Source organism: Shewanella sp. BC20, from assembly GCF_003129585.1.
GTDB lineage: Bacteria > Pseudomonadota > Gammaproteobacteria > Enterobacterales > Shewanellaceae > Shewanella > Shewanella seohaensis.
Genome location: NZ_NHRI01000011.1, coordinates 62,118 through 81,785, shown reverse-complemented (window position 1 = coordinate 81,785; position 19,668 = coordinate 62,118). Strand labels below are relative to the sequence as shown.

Annotated in this window: 13 protein-coding genes; 9 read left to right on the top strand and 4 right to left on the bottom strand. The window is 48.7% G+C overall.

The window, feature by feature from the left end:
• Nucleotides 1-64: 64 nt before the first annotated feature.
• The gene (pntB, locus tag CBX96_RS12640; protein WP_109286948.1) at nucleotides 65-1,549 is read right to left on the bottom strand and encodes a Re/Si-specific NAD(P)(+) transhydrogenase subunit beta; all 1,485 of its coding nucleotides are present in this window, start codon (nucleotides 1,547-1,549) and stop codon (nucleotides 65-67) included.
• A gap of 11 nt (nucleotides 1,550-1,560) precedes the next feature.
• Nucleotides 1,561-3,087, bottom strand: coding sequence for a Re/Si-specific NAD(P)(+) transhydrogenase subunit alpha (locus tag CBX96_RS12635; protein WP_109286947.1), 1,527 nt, complete (start codon nucleotides 3,085-3,087; stop codon nucleotides 1,561-1,563).
• A gap of 417 nt (nucleotides 3,088-3,504) precedes the next feature.
• Here CBX96_RS12635 and CBX96_RS12630 point away from each other — a divergent pair, with 417 nt between their 5' ends.
• The 5 genes from CBX96_RS12630 (at nucleotide 3,505) to CBX96_RS12605 (ending at nucleotide 11,444) form a co-directional block, all read left to right on the top strand.
• Nucleotides 3,505-5,316 (top strand): assimilatory sulfite reductase (NADPH) flavoprotein subunit, encoded by a 1,812-nt coding sequence (locus CBX96_RS12630; RefSeq protein WP_109286946.1) that lies wholly within the window; start codon nucleotides 3,505-3,507, stop codon nucleotides 5,314-5,316.
• A 74-nt stretch (nucleotides 5,317-5,390) separates the two neighbouring features.
• Entirely contained in the window at nucleotides 5,391-7,088 is a 1,698-nt protein-coding gene (cysI, locus tag CBX96_RS12625) for an assimilatory sulfite reductase (NADPH) hemoprotein subunit (RefSeq protein ID WP_109286945.1), read from the top strand.
• Complete coding sequence (locus tag CBX96_RS12620; protein WP_011623822.1) at nucleotides 7,081-7,878, top strand: phosphoadenylyl-sulfate reductase; 798 nt, start codon at nucleotides 7,081-7,083, stop codon at nucleotides 7,876-7,878. The genes cysI and CBX96_RS12620 overlap by 8 nt, the downstream gene beginning before the upstream one ends.
• Before the next feature lie 676 nt (nucleotides 7,879-8,554).
• The gene (gene mtgA, locus CBX96_RS12610) at nucleotides 8,555-9,340 is read left to right on the top strand and encodes a monofunctional biosynthetic peptidoglycan transglycosylase (RefSeq protein ID WP_109286998.1); all 786 of its coding nucleotides are present in this window, start codon (nucleotides 8,555-8,557) and stop codon (nucleotides 9,338-9,340) included.
• Between the two features lie 367 nt (nucleotides 9,341-9,707).
• On the top strand, nucleotides 9,708-11,444 hold the full coding sequence (locus CBX96_RS12605; RefSeq protein WP_089068379.1) for a hypothetical protein: 1,737 nt from the start codon (nucleotides 9,708-9,710) through the stop codon (nucleotides 11,442-11,444).
• A gap of 54 nt (nucleotides 11,445-11,498) precedes the next feature.
• Here CBX96_RS12605 and CBX96_RS12600 read toward each other — a convergent pair whose 3' ends face one another.
• Complete coding sequence (locus CBX96_RS12600) at nucleotides 11,499-13,046, bottom strand: S41 family peptidase (protein ID WP_109286944.1); 1,548 nt, start codon at nucleotides 13,044-13,046, stop codon at nucleotides 11,499-11,501.
• A 187-nt stretch (nucleotides 13,047-13,233) separates the two neighbouring features.
• Entirely contained in the window at nucleotides 13,234-14,118 is an 885-nt protein-coding gene (locus CBX96_RS12595; RefSeq protein WP_109286943.1) for a phospholipase A, read from the bottom strand.
• Nucleotides 14,119-14,547: 429 nt separating this feature from the next.
• On the opposite strand from CBX96_RS12595, the gene cobA reads away from it, so the two are divergent.
• The 4 genes from cobA to CBX96_RS12575 all read left to right on the top strand — a co-directional run bounded on the left by cobA (nucleotide 14,548) and on the right by CBX96_RS12575 (nucleotide 19,660).
• Nucleotides 14,548-15,378, top strand: a complete 831-nt coding sequence (cobA, locus tag CBX96_RS12590; protein WP_109286942.1) for a uroporphyrinogen-III C-methyltransferase — start codon at nucleotides 14,548-14,550, stop codon at nucleotides 15,376-15,378.
• Between the two features lie 74 nt (nucleotides 15,379-15,452).
• On the top strand, nucleotides 15,453-16,361 hold the full coding sequence (gene cysD, locus CBX96_RS12585; RefSeq protein WP_109286941.1) for a sulfate adenylyltransferase subunit CysD: 909 nt from the start codon (nucleotides 15,453-15,455) through the stop codon (nucleotides 16,359-16,361).
• 128 nt (nucleotides 16,362-16,489) lie between these two features.
• Complete coding sequence (gene cysN, locus CBX96_RS12580) at nucleotides 16,490-17,932, top strand: sulfate adenylyltransferase subunit CysN (protein ID WP_011623815.1); 1,443 nt, start codon at nucleotides 16,490-16,492, stop codon at nucleotides 17,930-17,932.
• 3 nt (nucleotides 17,933-17,935) lie between these two features.
• The gene (locus CBX96_RS12575) at nucleotides 17,936-19,660 is read left to right on the top strand and encodes an SLC13 family permease (protein ID WP_109286940.1); all 1,725 of its coding nucleotides are present in this window, start codon (nucleotides 17,936-17,938) and stop codon (nucleotides 19,658-19,660) included.
• The last annotated feature ends 8 nt before the right edge of the window (nucleotides 19,661-19,668 follow it).

Sequence of the window (19,668 nt, the reverse complement as noted above, 5' to 3'; positions counted from 1 at the left end):
AAGCAGGGGAAAAGATAAAGGGAGCAAAGTGGCTCCCTTTATGGTTAATACGCAAACTTAAGCATTACAGCGCTTTTAAAATCGCCTCAACGCTGGCCTTAGCATCGCCGAACAGCATTTGAGTATTGTCTTTAAAGAACAGTGGGTTTTGTACACCCGCATAACCTGTATTCATTGAGCGTTTAAAGCCAATCACGTTTTGCGCTTTCCACACTTCGAGCACTGGCATGCCTGCAATTGGGCTGCCTGGATCTTCCATCGCCGCAGGGTTCACCGTATCGTTGGCACCAATGACGAGTACTACGTCGGTATCGCTAAAGTCCTCGTTGATTTCGTCCATTTCGAGCACGATATCGTAGGGCACTTTGGCTTCAGCCAAGAGTACGTTCATATGGCCTGGTAAGCGACCCGCCACTGGGTGAATACCAAAGCGTACCTTCACGCCGCGATCACGCAGTTTTTGAGTGATTTCAGCCACAGGATATTGCGCCTGCGCCACTGCCATACCATAGCCTGGGGTGATAATGACAGACGTTGCGTTTTTCAGCATGTCAGCCACATCTTCGGCGTTGGTTTCACGGTATTCGCCCATCTCTTCATCGCCAGATGAGGTCATACCATCGGTGCCAAATCCACCTGCGATAACAGAGATAAACGAGCGGTTCATCGCCTTACACATGATGTAAGACAGAATCGCACCCGATGAGCCCACGAGCGCACCTGTCACGATCAGCAGATCGTTTGACAGCATAAAGCCCGCAGCCGCAGCCGCCCAACCTGAGTAGGAGTTCAGCATAGAGACTACAACTGGCATATCCGCACCGCCGATTGAAGCCACTAAATGCCAGCCAAAAGCGAAGGCGATAAGTGTCATCAACAGTAGGGCAGGCATAGTGCCACCCGTTTGTACGAAATAAACCAATAGCGCCAATGATACTAATACCGCTGCGAGATTCAGTTTATGGCGATGTGGCAACATCAAAGGTTTTGAGGAAATTAATCCACGTAACTTACCGAAGGCTACGATAGAACCCGTGAAGGTCACCGCACCGATAAAGATCCCGAGGAACACTTCCACTAAGTGAATGTTGAGCATAGCGCCAGTTAAATGGGCTTTCTCGGCGGCTTTGGCCGCTTCGCTTAGCGCATCCTGCACTGCGGCTAAGGTAGAGTTGATATCTCCGCCAACGGCCACAACCACTTGCGATACTTGCTCTGGGTGTAGGTCGATAAAACTGTTAAAGCCCACTAATACCGCCGCCATACCCACAAAGCTGTGAAGTACTGCGACCAGTTCGGGCATTTCCGTCATTTCGACTTTAAGTGCTAAACGCACGCCGATGGCACCACCAATCACCATGGCGACAATAATCCAAGCGACACCGCTGGTGTCAGGATTAAAAATGGTCGCCAGTAGGGCGATGGCCATACCTGTGATACCAAATAAATTGCCGTGTTTGGCCGTTTCTTGCTTCGACAATCCTGCGAGACTGAAGATAAAGAGCACGGCGGCAATAATGTAAGCTGCTGTTACCAGTCCTTGAGACACGTTATACCCCCTTAATCTTTACGGAACATCTTCAGCATGCGCTGAGTGACGGTGAAACCGCCGAAGATGTTAATACTGGCGATCAGCACGGCGATAAACGCCAGCACAGTGACCAAGGTTGAACCTTGTCCAATTTGCAGCAAGGCGCCGACCACGATAATGCCCGAAATCGCGTTAGTCACTGACATTAAAGGCGTATGTAGTGAGTGGGATACGTTCCACACCACGTAATAGCCCACCACGCAGGACAGGACAAAAACCGTAAAGTGGGATAAGAACTCGGCCGGAGCAACCGAGGCAACCGCGGCAAAACCCGCAGCCCCAAGGGCGGCGAGAATATACTTAAGTTTGGATGGCTTTTTGGCCTCTGCCGCTTTGGCTTCGACCTTAGCCGCAGGTTTGGCGGGCGCTGCCGACACCGAAATCGCCGGTGGCGGGAAGGTCACTTCGCCCGCTTTGACCACTGTCATGTTGCGCATCACCACATCATCGAAGTTGATGCTGGCGACGCCATTTTTCTCTTTACACATTAACTTCATCAGGTTGACTAAGTTAGTGCCGTAAAGCTGTGAAGACTGCGCGGGCAGGCGGCCGGGAAGATCGGTAAAGCCGATGACTTTAACGCCATTCTCGGTCACAAAAAGCTCGCTTGGCTGAGTGTATTCACAGTTACCGCCCGCTTGCGCGGCCATATCGACAATCACAGAGCCGGGCTTCATGCTGTCGACCATCGCCTTGGTGATGAGCTTAGGTGCAGGGCGACCTGGGATCAGCGCTGTGGTAATGATGATATCGACTTCTTTAGCCTGCTCGGCAAACAGTGCCATTTCGGCGGCAATAAACTCGTCCGACATGGTTTTAGCGTAACCATCCGATGAGCTGCCATCTTCATTGGTGAAGTCCAGCTTGAGGAACTGGCCACCCATGGATTCGATTTGTTCGGCCACTTCTAAGCGCGTGTCGAAGGCGCGAACGATAGCCCCTAACGAACCTGCGGTACCAATGGCGGCAAGACCCGCCACACCGGCGCCAATCACCAGCACTTTGGCTGGCGGAACCTTACCCGCGGCGGTAATTTGTCCGGTAAAGAAACGGCCAAAGTGGTGCGCGGCTTCAACAACGGCGCGATAACCGCCGATATTGGCCATAGAGGAGAGAGCATCGAGGGATTGGGCACGGGAAATACGTGGCACCATGTCCATCGCCATCACATTGATGTTGCGTTTAGACAGTTTCTCGACCAACTCTGGATTTTGAGCGGGCCAGATAAAGCTGATTAAGGTCGCGCCTTCTTTAATTTGCGCAATTTCAGCATCGGTCGGTGCATTGACTTTAAAAATCAGATCCGCTTGCCAAACCTCTGCCGTGATCTTCGCCCCAGCGGCTTCAAAAGCGGCATCGTCAAAGCTAGACAGTAAGCCAGCATTGGCCTCAACAACAACTTCAAAGCCGAGCTTTTTAAGTTGTTCGACGGTGGCAGGGGTCGCGGCGACCCGAGTCTCACCGGCGAGACTCTCTCTCGGTATTCCAATCTGCATGATTACTCCCTGGTGGTTTATATAATCGTTCCGCCTGAGTGCTTCCCCTGAGCTAAACCTAGGTAGGGCTAGGCCGCGGTAAGAATGGACTCGTTTATTCAGTTGTGACAGTTAGCGCATTCAATCTTGGTATGAAATTTGTGCTTGAAAACAAACTTCTTTGCGAGCAACAGAGGTCACTGTACAGCAGGCTCGTCACCATTGTGGCAATACTTTGGTTTGACACAAGCGCATATTGCTCAAGCTGGCCGTTTCTGAACTGGTCGTATCAAAAACTTTTAACCAGTGCACACTTTTGTAGCTTAAATTTTGCGCTTTGTATATTCCAAAATGGAATTAAAAATCAAATATTATTCTTTTTTGCTTTTCTAAAACCACGTTAATCTGCTGGACATTACACTGTCATAGGGCCGTCTCATGTTGTTAAAAGAACTTTCATCACTGGCTTCACCCCTGTCGCAACCGCAGGTCGAAAAGCTGAAACAACTCACCGCTGAATTAAACGCGGTGCAACTTGCTTGGGTGAGCGGTTATTTAGCCGCAACGGCCAATGCGGGCAATCAGGCCCAGCTCGCGCCCGTGTCCGACGCACAGGCGGCGCAGACAGTGACCATTCTCTATGGCAGCCAAACCGGCAATGGCCGTGGCATTGCCAAAGCCTTGGCCGAGAAGGCGAAAGCTCAGGGCTATGGCGTGAATCTCGCTTCTATGGGGGAATACAATGTGCGCCAGCTCAAGCAAGAAACCTTGTTATTGCTGGTGGTCAGTACCCATGGTGAAGGTGAAGCGCCGGATGATGCGATTGAATTACATAAGTTTTTAGCATCGAAACGCGCCCCTCAATTAAACAACTTACATTACTCTGTGTTGGCGCTGGGCGATTCAAGCTATGAGTTTTTCTGCCAGACAGGTAAAGACTTCGATGCCCGTCTTTCGGCATTAGGCGCCAAAGCGCTGCTGCCTCTGGTTGAGTGTGATGTGGACTATGAGGCTGCGGCCGGACAGTGGCACGCCGATGTACTCACCGCCGTGAAGCCACTGATTCAAACCACGGCTAATGTGGTGGCGCTCAATGATACCAGCTCGGCACTCGCTGCCAGCGAGAGCGAATTTACTAAGCAAAACCCTTACAGTGCCGAAGTGTTGGTGAGCCAGAAGATCACCGGACGTGGTTCAGACCGAGACGTGCGCCACGTTGAAATCGATTTAGGCGAGTCAGGACTGCGTTACGAAGTCGGTGATGCCCTTGGGGTGTGGTTTAGCAACAATGAAACTTTGGTCGATGAGATTTTAGCGGGCTTAGGGTTAGCCGCCGATACTAAGGTGACTGTTGGTAATGAGTCCATCAGTCTCAAACAAGCCTTGCTCGAGAAGAAAGAGCTGACACAGTTATATCCTGGTTTAGTCAAAGCGTGGGCCGAGTTATCTGCAAGCCCAGAGCTGCTTGCCCTGAGCGGAGATAAAGAACAGGTTCGCCAGTTTATCTTACACCATCAATTTGCAGACTTAGTGGCGAATTATCAGCTCAAGGCCGATGCTAATCTCGATGCAAACAAGTTAGTGGAGTTATTACGCCCATTAACGCCAAGACTCTACTCCATAGCCTCGAGCCAGAGTGAAGTCGATACCGAAGTGCATCTCACCGTGGCTTTAGTGGAAGATGAGCACCAAGGACAAGCCCGTTTTGGTGGCGCATCGCATTTCTTAGCTTCGGCAGAGGAAGGCGCCGAAGTAAAAGTGTATGTTGAACCGAACAAGCATTTCCGTTTACCTGAAGATCCACAAACGCCAGTCATCATGATTGGTCCTGGCACAGGGGTTGCGCCGTTTCGCGCCTTTATGCAGGAGCGCGTGGCGCAAGGCGCTGAGGGCGATAGCTGGTTATTCTTCGGTAATCCTCACTTTGAGCAGGACTTCCTGTATCAAACCGAGTGGCAACAGTATCTGAAAAACGGCGATTTAACCCGTATCGATGTGGCATTTTCGCGGGATCAGGCCCATAAGATTTACGTGCAGCACCGCATTAAAGAGCAGGGACAAACCCTGTGGCAATGGCTGCAAAATGGCGCGCATCTCTATATTTGTGGTGATGCCGAACGTATGGCTAAAGACGTACACCAAGCCTTATTAGCGGTTGCGGTGGAGTTTGGCGGACTGTCGAGCGAGGCGGCGGAAGAATATTTCGAGACCCTGCGCAGTCATAAACGTTACCAAAAAGACGTGTATTAATTAATCGATCCCAAAGATAGAGAGCAGTATCCACGGAGATACTGCCGCCGAACGAATTTTAAGAGGCAGTTGCCATGAGTGAGCAAAAGTTAGCATTAAACGAATACCTTAAGACCGACAGTGATTATCTGCGTGGCACTATTAAAGAGGGATTAGATTCCTCGGTGACGGGCAGTTTTAGCGACGGCGATCAGCAATTAATCAAATTCCACGGCTTCTATCAGCAGGATGACCGTGATTTGCGAAACGAGCGCAAAGAGCAAAAACTCGAGCCTTTGTATAGCTTTATGTTACGTGCCCGCGTGCCAGGCGGTGTGTGTACGCCTAAGCAATGGTTAGGTGTGGATGAAATTGCCTCGACGCTCACCAGCTCTAACAGCATTCGTTTAACGACGCGTCAGACGTTCCAATACCACGGCATTCCAAAGCGTAATCTCAAGACCATTATTCAAGGCTTGGACCGTGAGGCGCTCGATTCAATCGCCGCCTGTGGTGACGTTAACCGTAACGTGATGTGTAACCCGAATCCGGTCGAATCTAAGCTGCATGCGCAGGCCTATGAAGTCGCGAAAAAGCTGTCTGATCACCTGCTGCCCCACACTCGTGCCTACGCCGAGATTTGGTTAGATGAAGAGAAGTTACTGACCACAGAAGACGAAACCGTTGAACCTGTATACGGCAAAACCTACTTGCCACGTAAGTTTAAGATGGCCGTTGCCGTGCCGCCGGATAACGATGTTGACGTCTACACCAACGATTTAGGCTTTATTGCGGTGGCTGAAAATGGCGAATTAGTCGGTTTTAACCTGACCGCTGGTGGCGGCATGGGTTCGACCCACGGTGAAGTGGAAACCTTCCCGCGCTTGGCCGATGACTTTGGTTTCATCAAAACTGAAGATGTGATGAAGTTTGCCGAAGCTGTGATGACAGTGCAGCGTGACTGGGGTAATCGTACCAACCGTAAGCGTTCGCGTCTTAAGTACACTATCGTTGACCATGGTTATGAGAAGTTTAAGGCCGAAGTGGAAGCCCGTGCTGGCGTCAAGTTTGAGCCCAAGCGCGATGTGGTGATTGGCGATCGCGGCGATCGTTACGGCTGGGTCGAAGGTGTCGATGGTAAGTGGCATTTAACCCTGTTTATTGAAAGCGGCCGCATTAAAGACGTGCCCGGTAAGAGTTTGCAAACCGGTATGCGTGAAATCGCGAAGATCCACAAGGGCGATTTCCGCATGACCTCAAACCAGAATATGATTATTGCGGGTGTGGCTCCCGAGGATAAAGCGACCATTGAAGGCCTTGCCCGTAAACACGGTTTACTCGGCCAAGTGTTGACCCAAACTCGCGGTCATTCGATTGCCTGTGTGGCCTTGCCAACCTGTCCATTGGCGATGGCGGAAGCTGAGCGTTATTTCCCTGAGTTTATCGACCATATCGATGCGCTGCAGGCGAAAAATGGTATTAGCGATCAAGCCATTGTGGTGCGTATGACGGGCTGTCCAAACGGTTGCGCACGTCCATTTGCCGCTGAAATCGGCTTAGTGGGTAAAGCGCCGGGTCGCTACAACCTGTATCTTGGGGCGAACTTCGAAGGCACTCGCCTGAATAAGATGTACAGAGAGAATATCCAAGAGGCTGAGATCCTTGCTGAATTGGATGCATTATTTGCCCGCTACGCGATTGATCGTAATGCAGGCGAAACCTTTGGTAACTTCACCGTCCGCACGGGCGTAGTGAAGGCGGTTATCGATGCCGCTAAGGATTTCCATGGCTGATCTTGATTCTGGGGTGACGGGTTCCGGCTTGCCGAACGCGTTGCAGAGCGTGGTAAGTCACAGCGAACTTAAAGCGCTGCTGACGGCGCCTAAGGATGTGCAGCGAGCGGAACTGGAACGCATTAATCGCTTCTTGGCCGGATTGACGGCTCAAGAACGAGTGCTCTGGGGCTTAGCCTATTTGCCGGGTAATCACGCGCTGTCATCCAGTTTTGGGATCCAGGCGGCGGTGATGCTGCATATGGTGAGTCAGGTGCAATCGGATATTCCGGTGATCTTAACGGATACTGGGTATCTCTTTCCTGAGACATACCAGTTTATTGACCAGCTTACCGAGCGCTTATCCTTAAACCTCAAGGTTTACCAAGCGCCGATGACCTCGGCATGGCAGGAAGCGCGTTTTGGCAAGCTGTGGGAGCAGGGCTTAGATGGGCTCGAGCGTTACAATCGACTGAATAAAGTGGAGCCGATGCAACGTGCTTTGGCAGAACTTGAAGTCGGCACTTGGTTTGCGGGACTTCGTCGCAGTCAGTCGAGCACTCGCGAAGAGTTACCGATATTGGCTATCCACGGAACTCGCTTTAAGCTGCTTCCGATTATCGAGTGGTCGAACAAAGATGTGCATTTGTATCTGACGCAATTTGACTTGCCTTACCATCCGCTATGGGATCAAGGGTATGTTTCTGTTGGGGATACCCATTCGAGTAAACCCTTAGAATTAGGGATGACTGAAGAAGAAACCCGCTTTAATGGCTTAAAACGCGAATGCGGTTTGCATTACGAAATATAGTCATCTATTTGATTTAATAGATAAATGCCACAGTATCCCCTGTGGCATTTTTTATTTTACGCCACCAAAACAGTATTTTGCTCAATTTTAAAGCGGCTTGGCCGTTAAAGTATTTTGTGTGTCATTCTGGCGTCATCAAAGTCAGATAAATTGTATTTTCATAGAGTTAGTTAAGGTGCGTTTGCCTGAGTTAAAATTTTTGTACATTTTTACTCACAGGGTTATGCACATTAGAATGTTCTGAGCTATATTACAAAGTTCCCGTAGATGGTTTTGAGGGAGTTTACTGCGCAGATATACCTTAGTCGGTATTTTGCCAAGTTAAGTTGTTGAATATCGTTATTTATGGGCTTAGTTTGCTGTGTAACGATATAACGAGACGGAAAATAGTAGCACTTCCAAAAGACCTTGCTCGCCGCCGCGAATATCAAGCAGTTTGATTGACTTGCTAGCCCTCGTTAATCTGCCCATTTCACCTCGGTCAGCTGTGGTCAAAGCTGCCGAGGTTGAGCCAACATAGTTAACATCGTTTATTTCGCTAATTCATCAATTCAGCTCGGTTTTTGGTGCTGTTTATGACAATATTATCATCAACTTACACTGTGCTATTTTATGCGGTGTGGCCAATGCCACCGCAAACGGCCCCTTTGGTGGAACTATTGATGAGGATTATTGGATGACCGCCCCTATGTATGCCATGCGCGATCATGTCAATCGTCCTCAAGGGAACAAATCCAATCGCCCAGCACCCAGACCCAAGGCGCGCGGTTTTAAGCGCATAGTCGCTTGGTTCGTTAAACTCATCTTGGGCTTATTACTCGCCTCTGTTCTAAGCGTGGTGCTACTGCGTTTTATTGACCCGCCGATGTGGACTTGGCGGATTGAACGGGCATTATTCCCGCCTGCACCAGTGACAGAGGTGCGACATCAATGGCGCTCACTCGAGCAAATTTCCCCTGAATTACAATTAGCCGTGATTGCCGCAGAGGATCAAAAATTTGCCAACCACACGGGGTTTGATTTAGCCGCAATAAGTTCGGCCATCGAATACAACCAAAAGGGCAACAAGGTTCGCGGTGCGAGTACCTTAAGTCAGCAAGCGGCGAAAAATTTGTTTATGTGGTCGAGCCGCAGTTTTATCCGCAAGGGAATTGAGGCCTGGTTTACCCTGTTGATGGAATTGATTTGGGATAAGTCGCGGATCCTCGAAGTGTATCTGAACATCGTCGAATTTGGCCCCGGAATATATGGCGCCGAAGCAGCATCGAAACATTATTTTGGTAAGAGTGCCGCCAAATTAACCCGTTATGAGGCGTCATTATTAGCGGCGGTATTACCCAATCCTTGGCGATATAAAGTCTCACCGCCTTCACCTTATGTTGAGCAGCGCTCCGCTTGGATCCGTAAGCAAATGCGCCAGTTAGGGGAAGTGACGCTTAACCGTGTTCATAATGCCGATTAATGGGTAAATAAGGCGATAACCTTCGTCTTATTAACATTTCATGCGCTTTATCGCTGCGATGAACTTTATCATTAATATGAATTAGGCGCTGAATATGAAATTAATTTAGTTTGCTAAGCGAATTCGCCTTAATAGAGCAGCTTGATTCGCATCCTAGGTTAATTAATGGTAAATTAGCGCACGAACTTCCCCTTCAAATACACTCAGTCCTTGGGCTATTCCCCTCGCTAATTCTTAGCTTGTGTCGGATGTTGGTTTGCCATGACGCGTGTAAAAAGGAATGACAACAGGTCAGTATTTAAATACCGAAGGCGAGTGCTTTCGGTATTATTTTTGTCACTTTGACGGTAATTAAATGGAGTTTTAGATGAAGAAGATTGTTATTGCTGCGGCTATTATTGCAGCGGGCGCAGGTGCTTATTGGTACACTCAGCATGGAACTAGCTCGAGTGCTTCGGCCAATCCTTTGCTTGATTATATCCCTGCCGACACCCCAGTATTTTCAGGTCAATTAAAACCTTTCCCACTGAAAAACTACCTGCAATCCATTTCTAGCAATTACCAGCAATTCTCAACGGATTCGTTGGCCGAGTTAGGTGCATTAGATAGCCCTATGGCCAAGTTCTTTGTTAGCATCTATACGCAGTATATGGATGGGATGAAAGATCCAACCCAATTGCTTAAGACCTTTGGTTTGCCAAATGAAGTCGAGCCTTTTTTCTATACCTTGGGTGTGATCCCTGTTCTTAAAACCAATGTGGATCAAATTGATGCATTCTGGGCTGTCTTGGATAAAGCCGAGAAAGACAGCGGTTTCACCCATGAAAAGCGCACCTTAGCGGGCGTTGATTATCGCGCTTATTCACTGGCCGAAGAGGGTTCTACTGAGAAGGTTGACCTGTTATTTGCCCATAAAGATGGCATCTTAACTGTGACCTTATCTGGCACAACGATTGAGCCAGAAATCTTAGAAATGGCCTTTGGATTAAAGAAACCGACTCAATCCTTAGCCGCTTCTGGCATGCTGAAAGACATCATCAAAACCCATGGTTTTATGGAAGATAGCATCAGCTTTATCAACCACGTTGAGATTGTTAAAGCGATTACGTCTCCCGATGGCAATATGCTAGGCAAACAGCTCACTCAATTCATGGCTGAAGAAAACCATGGTGAAGATCCGTTAGCGGAAATCCGTACTCCTGAGTGCAAAACTGAGCTAACCGCCATTGCTGCCAACTGGCCTCGTACGGTTGCGGGATTAACGGCATTTAGCTCAACCGAAAAAGAAAGCCATATGGCGGCCTCTTTTGTGGTTGAAAGCAAAAACCAAGCAATCCTAACTGCGCTGCAAAAAATGCGCGGCTACATTCCAACCCACTTAGCTGACATTAACAGCACTATCTTCTCGATGGGACTGGGGATTGACGTTAATGAAGTTGCGCCTTCACTGACGGCGATTTGGGACGATCTGCAAAAGCCACAGTTAACCTGTGCGCCGCTTGCCGAGTTACAAGCCGAATTAAGCCAACAAAGCCCTGCGATGCTGGGTATGTTTACTGGCATGGCGAACGGCGTTAAAGGTGTGAGCCTATCATTGCTCGATTATAAGATGAGCTCTCAAGACCAAGAGCCTAAGCTTGAAAGCTTAGATGCCTTAGTGAGCTTAACGGCCGATAACCCATCAATGCTGTTCAACATGGTGAAACCTTTTGCTCCAATGCTGGCTGAACTGCAAGTTGCAGATAATGGCGAGCCTACCGATTTATCACCACTGTTAATGTTGCCGCCTGAGATGAACATCAAGCCGATGCTGGCAATTAAGGGACAACACTTAGTGGTTTACTCTGGCGATAAAGGCTTAGCGTTAGCCAATAAACTGGCTGGCGAAAAGCCATCGGCCAATGGGCTTTACAGTATGTCGGCTGACTACGGTAAGATGTTTACCCCAGTGTTAACCCTATTAGAACTGACTGGCGAGCCGATTCCTGAAGAGCTGCAAGCGCTGAAAGATTACAATATGCGCGTCCAAATGAGCTTCGATGTGAATAAACAGGGCTTAGTGTTTGGTTCAGTGATGAACTCAAAGGCGAGCGAGAAGAAGTAAGCTTTATGCCAATCGTGCATTAATTGAAAAGCCAGCTTATTGCTGGCTTTTTTGTTAATTGGCTTGGGCTAACTTAGGTTGAGAACCAAGGGGCGTATCTGTGGGTTTGGGTTTAGCTGAGCGCACTAAACTGACTAGCCCTTGCCATTCAATATCGTTGTTCTGTGGCAGCCAAATATCCGGCTCAGTGCCTTTTCCTGAAAGCAGCTCGCCTGCGGCGTCATAGGTGAGTGAGCTACTAAAACGAACATCTAAATCACTGTTAGGTAAGGTAAGTTGATACTGTCTGGCAAAATCCCCCGAGGTATTCTCACCAATCAAATTGACTCTAGACCAGGCTTTTGTTCGGTAGGCTATCCACTCGCACTCTTGTTTACACAAAGGGCTGACAAGTAGCGCAAGGCGATTATTACCTTCGGCGAGCACTTCGGGTTTAGTGCGGACAAACCAAGGGCTAAATCGGCTCTCATCTATGTTGGGCAAGCGCCGAGTTAATACATTCAGCCGTGGCGAACTGAGTTCCAATGCTTCGAGCGGCCTAAAATTGAGGGGCCTTAAATAATCATTCCTAAGTTCCGGGGAGCGGCGATAATGGGCAAAGCCCATGATTTGTTCTAGCGCCGAATGATATTGCTGGCTTTTGGGCGGCATATCTTGATAACGCGACAACATGGTTAATAACTTAGGGCTAAATCCCTTGGCTTGCCTCAAATCGACAATCAGTAATGGCTGCTGCATTCCCTGTCGGAGCGCATCCTGCTGGTTTTTATCGAGTTCAAAGGCGTAGAGATCATCAATCTTGAGTTTAGCCGTGGTTGGATTGACCTGTTCCAGTAAATAATCGGGCTTGATTGGTGCCGTCGGGGCCAAATTATCGAGTTGGGTGATGAGGCTTTCAAGACTCAGTTCAGTCTCATCTTCAATCGGTTTGACTATGGTTTTTGACGGTTGCGGCAGGGCGATAGTCACTTGCGTGGTCTGCAAATCATCATTAATCAAGCTGATAAGTACATGGGGCTTGATGCTTAAGCCTAAGTCCTCCCGCAGTAAATTGAGTCGCTTGAGCCAAATCAGCTGCATCTCTTGGCTGTTTTTCGCAGGCTCAGATAAATAGGCTTGGCTGGCCGAAATCCACTTGCTTAAGGGGATGCCATCAATATGGGTAATAAAGGGAAAATCGGCGCTGATGGGGTTATTTTTGCTGTCCAAGGCGAGCCATTGCTCGTTGACAGGCCTGAGCGTTAAGGGCAGTTCACCGCTGCTATTTTCGACTTTCGCGACCTGTGTTCCTGGATCTTTCAAGGTATTGAGCAGTTTGGTGAGCTCGGCGGCAAAGCGTTCTTTAGGGATAACATCTTGATATTGTTCTGTGATTAATCCAGCTAATCGTTTGAGTTGCTGCCCATTAGCCTGTGGGGCCAGTGCGTAAAATGCCGAGTGTTGTTCAATTTGATCGAACAGAATATAGAGATCTTGGCGAATATCTTTGGTCGTCAGCGTGGGTTGGGCTTTTTCAGGAATAGCGAAAAACGCGAGCCTGATGAGGCTCGCGCAAATGATCACGCTCAGTAAAGTAACGACAGTGCGATAGCTAAAATTCATACTCCTCCATGACCACTTTACTTTTACCGCTAAAAAGGTGTGCGACTATCGATGTAAATGCCTATTTTGGCAATAAAAATCATCATTAGGTCCCTTTCGCTCCTGTCCATTTGAGCAATTTAGCAGCAGTTTTGGCAAGTCAGCATAGAATTATGGCTATTTTTCGTGCTCTGTCACGGTTAAATCGTTAGAGAATATCGTTGAGTGATACGCCGATACCGATGCGTTGGTTATGGTAATTGTAGTCAATAAGACTCTCGCCATAACCATTAAAGTATTGAGTATAAAGGCGTAAATTGCCGATGATTGGGTAGCTCCAAGTCAACTCCGCCGAGCCTCGATCAATATCTTTAAAGTTGGTTTTTAGGGTGAGGGTGAACCTATGATCATCAATCCCATACACACCCACAAACTCGGCTTTGCCTATGTATTCATCGATATCGGGGTTATCGTCACCACGGGGTTGATGGATATCGGTTTTTTCATCCTCAGGAATACGCCACCACACCTTGGTTGAGAAGGCCAATGGGCCAGCATCGAAGATCATGGTGCCGTAGATACGGTTCCAGCTTCGGGATAATAGCCCTGACTTTCCATTGGATTGATGCACAGCGCCAAAGCCCCAGAAAGAGTTAGTCACGCTGCCGATTTTCCAATCATTGTTAAACAGCATCAAGATTTCGGGTTCGTGGTTAGTCTCACGGAAGGGGGAAGAAATATCTTTGTTATACAGCTGCCAATAGGATTGGTTCGTGTAGGCAAAAAACAGGTGGCCATTGTCGCCAAAGACGTTGTACCAAATAGGAAACTTAAAACTTATCTGGAACTTAGCTTCCATCTCGTCCAGTGTGTAATTGTTCTCCGCCGCATCTTGAGCAAAGGGGGCCATGTTGGGATCGGGATTGTAGGTGGCGGGTAAAATGTAATTCACTTTATGTGGCGTGATCACGAAGGGACGTTCTGAGGTGGCAAGCTCGTCCTGCACGCGCCCTTCAACAAGGGATTCTTCCGCCTGAAGCCCTGTACAAGTTAACAGTCCAATTAATGCGATACCTTTATTAAATCGGGACATCGGCCCTCCTTGATGTGTCTGTTTGCCTTACGCTTTCTCGTTGTTTGCCCAGCTTAACATTAGTTTGTGGATCTATTGTGAGAAATCCTGCCAGAGAGTTACGCAACTGGTGCGAGCTTGCGCCTATTTTTATGTGCTAAAGAGACGCTTGAGTAGAATTTTTAGCAATAACATAGTGCGGTTATGTGAGGTGACGCAAGTTTTGATTGCCGATATATTCGGCATGAAATCCTGTTTTATTTAATTATTTCATTTGCTTAAACGATTTTTCGGCCATTGGCGTTTTGGTTACCCTCACTTATCGTTAACAGGCTTAATTCGCAGCGCTTTTGTTATTTCTTTTTGATATAACAATTAATGATTTTATATTTATTAAGGAATATAACTAGGGCTATATTGCTACACATTGATCTCATATCGGGGAATGTGATGGAAATTTTATCTTTACCGTGCCAAAGGGCGAAGGGCAAAGTCTGGCTTGTTGGCGCAGGCCCCGGAGACGTTGAACTCCTAACGCTCAAAGCCTGGCGCATTCTCAAGTCGGCCGACGCTGTGCTATACGATGCGCTCGTCAGCCAAGATATCCTCGATCTAATCCCTAAGGATGCAGAGAAGATTGCCGTCGGCAAACGTGCCGGTAAGCACAGTGCTGCACAAGATGAAATTAATCAGTTACTGGTGACGAAAGCCTATACCCGTAAAAACGTGGTACGCCTCAAGGGCGGCGATCCGTTTATTTTTGGCCGCGGTGGTGAAGAGTTACAAACCTTAGTTGAAGCGGGCGTCGAATTTGAAGTGGTTCCTGGCATTACCGCCGCCAGTGGCACTTCGGCCTATGCGGGCATTCCATTAACTCACAGGGATTATGCCCAAGGGGTGACCTTTATCACTGGCCATTGTCAGCTCGAAAGCCGCCCAATGGACTGGCAGGGTTACGCTAATCCAAACAATACCTTAGTTGTGTATATGGGGATTTTAAATGCGGGCATTATTCGTCAAGGATTAATCGATGCTGGTCGTAGCCCACAAACCCCAGTGGCTATTGTCTCTAAGGCGACCACTCAGTCGCAGCAGCGTTTTATTGGTCAATTAGATTCACTCGAACAGCTTGCAGCCGAGCCACAATTGCAAATGCCCGCCCTGATGATTATTGGCGAAGTGGTTGCGCTGGCAGACAGCTTAAACTGGTTCCAACCTAAGGGTGAAGGCGAGTCAGCGCTCGATACCGCAGATGCCGCCAAGATTGTGGCAAAAATTTAGTTAAATCAGATCATTAATAGTTAAGTTAAATCCAGCTGCCTGTAGCAGCCCATTTTAGGTAAACGGAGAAGAGTATGGCCGGGCGTGAATTAAGCCACTTACAACAACTGGAAGCCGAAAGCATTCAGATCATTCGTGAAGTCGCTGCCGAATTCGACAATCCAGTAATGTTGTATTCCATCGGAAAAGATTCTTCGGTGATGTTACACCTTGCGCGTAAAGCTTTTTATCCCGGCAAGATCCCACTCCCCTTGTTGCACGTGGATACGGGCTGGAAATTCAAAGAGATGATCGCCTTTCGTGATGCGCAGGCGAAAAAGTTTGGCTTTGAATTATTAACCCACACCAATCCTGAAGGCGTTGCCCAAGGGATCAACCCCTTCGACCATGGCAGTGCCAAGCACACTGACATCATGAAAACCCAAGGCTTAAAACAGGCCTTAAACCAATATGGTTTCGATGCCGCATTCGGTGGTGCACGCCGCGATGAGGAAAAGTCTCGCGCGAAGGAGCGGGTGTATTCGTTCCGCGATCGTCACCACAGATGGGATCCTAAGAATCAACGCCCCGAGCTGTGGCGCACCTATAACGGCGCAGTGAATAAGGGCGAAAGTATTCGTGTATTCCCTTTATCTAACTGGACCGAACTCGATATTTGGCAATATATCTACCAAGAAAACATTGAGTTAGTACCACTGTATTTTGCCGCCGAGCGCCCAGTGGTTGAGCGTGGCGGTCAGTTAATTATGGCCGACGATGAGCGCATGAAACTCGAAGAAGGCGAAACCATCAAGTATGAGGTGGTGCGTTTTAGAACCTTAGGTTGCTATCCATTGACGGCGGCGATGTATTCGCAGGCAGATAATCTCGAAAAAATCATCGAAGAAATGCTGTTAACTCGCTCGAGCGAACGCCAAGGGCGGTTAATTGATTCGGATCAGAGTGCATCGATGGAGCAGAAGAAGCGCCAAGGTTATTTCTAAACCAAGGCATTTCGAGCGCAGGTTGAGACAAATTAAACCGATTTCGTGAATGTCCCGATGACAGCTTTTAGAGCAATCAAGTACCAGCGACTTCACGAACAGTTGAGCAAGATAAGAGTGAGATAAAGATGGATAAAGCGGTCAATAAAACCAATCGTATGGCGGCAGAAATTAGCCAGCACGGGGTTAAAGAATATCTAGCCCAGCAACAACATAAAGGTTTGTTGCGCTTTTTAACCTGCGGCAGCGTAGACGATGGCAAGAGCACCCTGATTGGCCGTTTACTGCATGACAGCGCGCAGATTTATGAAGACCAACTCGCCAGCTTAAAAAATGATAGCGCTAAGATGGGCACAACAGGCGAGGCCATCGACTTGGCTTTGCTGGTAGATGGTCTGCAAGCCGAGCGCGAGCAGGGCATTACTATCGATGTCGCTTATCGTTATTTTTCAAGCGATAAGCGTAAGTTTATTATCGCCGACACCCCAGGCCATGAGCAGTATACCCGCAATATGGCGACTGGCGCCTCAACCTGTGATTTAGCCGTGATCTTAGTGGATGCGCGTTACGGCGTGCAGACTCAAACCAAGCGTCATGCCTTTATTGCCTCTTTGCTGGGTATTCGCCACTTTGTGGTTGCGGTCAATAAGATGGACTTACTCGGGTTCGATGAGCAAGTATTCAATCGTATCCGTAATGATTTCAGTGAGTTCGTGAAAGACTTTGGCGACTTAGATATCCACTTTGTGCCCTTATCCGCACTCAATGGCGATAACGTGGTTGAGCCGAGCTTGCATACGCCTTGGTATCAGGGCGGCACACTGCTGGAGCTACTCGAAACTATTGATACTCAACGTGAACTGAGTGCCTTACCCGTGCGCTTCCCTGTGCAATATGTGTCGCGTCCAAATCTGGATTTTCGTGGTTTTGCCGGTACTTTAGCCTCTGGCGTGATTAAGGTGGGGGACGAGGTGGTTGCGCTACCTTCGGGTAAGCGTAGCAAGGTTGAACGTATCGTGACCTTCGATGGCGATCTCGCCGAAGCGACGGCTGGTCAAGCCGTGACTATCACCTTAGAAGATGAAATCGATATTTCCCGTGGTGACTTACTGGCTCTGCCAGAGAGTGCGCCACAGGTTGCCAACCAAATCGTGGCTGACCTAGTGTGGATGGATGAAAAGCCATTACAACTCGGCCAGTTATACGACATTAAAGTCGCGGGTAAGAAGACCCAAGCCTCTGTTACGGCCATCGACTATGTGGTTGATGTGAACACGCTTGCGCGCAGCAGCGCCGACACTTTAGGGCTCAATGCCATCGCCCGGGTGACCTTAGAGCTGACCGAAGATATCGTCTTCGATGCCTATTCTCTGGTGCGTGATACTGGCGGTATGATCCTGATTGACCGTTTATCCAATGCCACTGTGGCGGCGGTGATGGTGGTGTCGGGTCAGCATGTGAACAAGCAAGTATCTTCACAATTTAGTGCTTTTGAAATCGAGTTTAATGCACTGGTGCGTAAGCATTTTCCGCATTGGCAAGCGATTGATATTTCAAAGCTTGGAGCCTAATACGTGAGTGACTTGTGGCTATTAGCTATTGTGTTGTTTGGATTAGTGGCTGGCTTAATCGCCGGCCGCATTAATCCCGCGGTGTTGTTTTTATTTGCTTTTTTACTCTGTTACCTCCTAGGAATGGTATCACTCGACACGGCGCTCACTAGCTTTACCAACACAGGTTTAGTCACTCTGGTGTTATTGGTGCTGGCGGCGACGGCGCTGGAGAAAACCTCACTGCTGGGCAAGTTAAGTCAAGTGATTGGTAACAGCTCGCTTGCGGTGACGATGGCAAAACTGGGATTTTCAACGGCGCTGCTGTCCTCTTTTACCAATAACACCGCGGTCGTCGCATCTTTGATTGGAGTGGTGCGCCGTAATCAGGCCCATGCTCCGGCTAAGTTGTTACTGCCACTCAACTATGCGGCGATTTTGGGCGGTACGCTGACCTTAATTGGCACTTCCACTAACCTTATCGTCAACTCGTTTGTCGAAAACGCTGGCTTGCCAGCGCTGGGATTCTTTGAATTCACTCCAGTGGCTACGCTGATTGTGCTCTTAGGCATAGTGCTGTTGATAGTGCTGGCCAATACCTTGCCCGACAGGCGGGATGAATCGACTGAAGAAGCGTTGCCCTATCTGTTGGAAGCCCACGTAGCCAAAGGCTCGTCTTTAGTCGGTCGCAGCGTGGTGGATAACAAATTAAGAGCCCTGAAAAAACTCTATTTAGTTGAGCTTGAGCGAAGCGGCATTTGTATCTGTCCGGTTCCGCCCCAGTTAGTGCTACAGGCGGACGATGTGCTGCGTTTCAGTGGCGCGGTGGAGTCGGTGGAGTTGTTACATCAATTCGATGGTCTCGATTGGTTTGGAAAACATCAAGCCAAGGGGCAAAATCTGGTCGAAGCCGTGTTAGCGCCTTCGTCGAGTCTGGTGGGCAGCACCTTAAAAGAATCCCGCTTTCGCGAGCAGTTTGATGCGGCGGTGATGGCGATTCGCCGTGGCCACCATCCGCTAAAGGGCGGCTTGGGCGATATCGTATTACAGCCTGGCGATGTGTTGCTGTTGACGCCGGGGGATGGGTTTAGTGCTAATCCAAAACTCGGTACCGAATTTGCGGCGGTGAGCGGACTCGATTTGAATGTGCGGTTAGACACTAAGCGTAGTCGTATCGTGTTAGCCGGATTTGTGTTGACGATTGGCCTGAGTCTGGCGGGGATTTTACCCTTAGCCAAAGGACTCGTGCTGTTATTACTCTGCTATTTTGCCATCGGCGCCGTGACCTTATCTGAACTTAAGCGTCGCTTCCCGCTCGAGTTAGTCGTGATTGTAGGCAGTGCCTTGGGACTGGCAAACCTGATGATGAGTACAGGTCTTGCCGATGGTTTAGCACAGGGGCTGCTTGGTGCCATCAATGGCTACGGAGTGTTTGGTGCCTTTGTGGGCGTTTATTTAGTCACATTGCTGCTGACAGAACTCGTGACCAATAATGCCGCAGCGGCCTTAGCCTTTCCTATTGCCTATGCGGTAGCGCTGAATTATGGCGTCGATCCTCGGCCGTTTATCATGGCCGTGGTGTTTGGTGCCAGTGCCAGCTTTATTTCGCCCTATGGTTATCAAACCAACTTGATGGTGTTTAATGCGGGGAACTATCGTTTTAGTGACTTTGTGCGTTTAGGGCTGCCCTTATCCCTGCTGTATTCGCTGATCGTGATTTTTATGGTGCCAGTTATCTTTCCGTTTTAATGATTTTT